Genomic DNA, 2131 nt, shown 5'->3' with positions numbered 1-2131 from the left:
CGGGCTCGGCGGGTGAGCCCGTGAGCGGCGGCGTAGGAGTTGACGACATGCGTCGAGGCCACCATCGGGTTGGCGTGGGGCTGGCCCTGGACGACGATCCCGTACTCGACTTCACTGCCTTGCACACGTCTCACGGTCATGGTGCCAGCGTACGGTCCCCCGCCGCGGCCGCCCGTGCAGCGACACCGTCGGCCACGAGCCGGGACATCAGGCCACGGTGGGCAACGAGCGCCCACGGCTGGGCGCCGGCGGCCAACTGCACCGTTGCGCCCTCGTGCACCCAAGCCGCGGGGCTCACGGACGCCTCGGTCATAGGCTCGCTCACGGGCTCCGCCCGGGCGAACGAGGGTATGACGACTGGCTGAGGAGCTGGTCGTCAGGTGAGGGTCTTGCCCAGATGGACGCTGAGCGGGTCGCTGGCATAGAAACCGAAGGCGGGGATGTCGTGGTAACCGGCTGAGCGATACATCGCGACGGCTTCCGGCTGCGCGAGTCCGGTCTCCAGGATCAGCCGGGTGAAGCCGGCCAGGGCTGCCGTCCGCTCCAGCTCGGCCAGGATCATCCTTGCGAAGCCGCGGCGCTGGAACTGTGGACGGACGAACATCCGCTTGATCTCAGCGTCGCCGTCGTCGCCGTGGCGACGCCACCCGCCCATGGCGGCAGCCACGTCATCGACGTAGACCATGAAGAAGGCGCCGCCGGGGCCGTCGAACTCCGAGGTGTCGATCGGTGCGGTGTCGCCGTCACCGCCATAGCGACGCGCGTATTCGAGCTGCACCTCGGCAGTGAGAAGCTGCGCGTCGTCGCTGTGATAGGTGGCGACGCGCAGCACATGACTCACTGTCGTGGTGTCGGGTGCCTGTCCACTCACAGGTACTGACCGGTGTTGGCGACTGTGTCGATCGACCGTCCCGGCTCGTTGCCGCTCTTGCCGGAGATGAGCGTGCGGATGAACACGATGCGCTCGCCCTTCTTGCCGGAGATCCGCGCCCAGTCATCGGGGTTGGTCGTGTTGGGAAGGTCTTCGTTCTCCTTGAACTCATCGAGACACGCCTGCATCATGTGCTGGATCCGAAGACCCCGCTGACCACTCTCGAGGAGGTCCTTGATGGCCATCTTCTTGGCGCGGTCGACGATGTTCTGGATCATGGCGCCGGAGTTGAAGTCCTTGAAGTACAGGACCTCCTTGTCACCGTTGGCGTAGGTCACCTCGAGGAACTGGTTGTCCTCGGACTCGGTGTACATGCGCTCGACGGTGCGCTGGATCATGCCACCCACACACGCCTGCCGGTCACCGTTCCACTCGCCCAGGTCATCGGGGTGCAGCGGGAGGTTGGCGGTGAGGTACTTGCTGAAGATGTCGCGTGCCGACTCGGCGTCGGGTCGCTCGATCTTGATCTTCACGTCGAGACGACCCGGGCGCAGGATGGCCGGGTCGATCATGTCCTCACGGTTGGAGGCGCCGATGACAAGGACGTTCTCGAGACTCTCGACACCGTCGATCTCGCTCAGCAGCTGCGGGACGATGGTGTTCTCGACGTCGGACGACACGCCTGATCCACGGGTGCGGAAGAGCGAGTCCATCTCGTCGAAGAACACGATGACCGGGGTGCCCTCGCTGGCCTTCTCGCGCGCCCTCTGAAAGACCAGGCGGATGTGGCGCTCGGTCTCGCCGACGTACTTGTTGAGCAGCTCGGGGCCCTTGATGTTGAGGAAGAACGAACGTCCTTCCTCGCCGGTGCGCTCGGAGACCTTCTTGGCCAGCGAGGCGGCGACGGCCTTGGCGATCATCGTCTTGCCGCAACCCGGGGGCCCGTAGAGCTGGACGCCCTTGGGGGGCTTGAGCTCGTGCTCGATGAAGATCTCAGGGTGGAGGTACGGCAGCTCGACGGCATCGCGGATCGACTCGATCTGCGCCCGCAGACCACCGATGCTCTCGTAGTCGATGTCGGGCACCTCCTCGAGGACGAGATCCTCGACCTCGCTCTTGGGGATGCGCTCGTAGACGTAGCCCGATCGCGAGTCGAGGAGCAGGGAGTCTCCGGGACGCAGCTTGATTCCGTCGAGGGACTCCGCGAGACGGACGATGCGCTCCTCATGGGCGTAGCCCATCACCAGGGCACGTCCTCCG

Annotated in this window: 3 protein-coding genes; all 3 read right to left on the bottom strand. The window is 65.6% G+C overall.

What is annotated here, in order from left to right; genetic code table 11:
* Positions 1-136 precede the first annotated feature (136 nt).
* Positions 137-325 carry a hypothetical protein gene (locus H7290_RS13480; RefSeq protein ID WP_290514532.1) on the bottom strand — a complete coding sequence of 63 codons (189 nt, stop codon included), beginning with the start codon at positions 323-325 and terminating at the stop codon, positions 137-139.
* Positions 326-376: 51 nt separating this feature from the next.
* Positions 377-832: a GNAT family N-acetyltransferase gene (locus H7290_RS13475; RefSeq protein WP_290514531.1), complete on the bottom strand. Its 456-nt coding sequence runs from the start codon at positions 830-832 to the stop codon at positions 377-379.
* A gap of 35 nt (positions 833-867) precedes the next feature.
* A partial coding sequence (gene arc / locus H7290_RS13470) for a proteasome ATPase (protein WP_290514530.1) occupies positions 868-2131 on the bottom strand: 1264 nt, incomplete at its 5' end.

Source organism: Aeromicrobium sp. (assembly GCF_014378035.1).
In the GTDB taxonomy this organism is placed as follows: Bacteria; Actinomycetota; Actinomycetes; order Propionibacteriales; family Nocardioidaceae; genus Aeromicrobium.
Note: the sequence above shows the minus strand (reverse complement) of the source record. Positions and strands in the feature narration are given on the sequence as shown.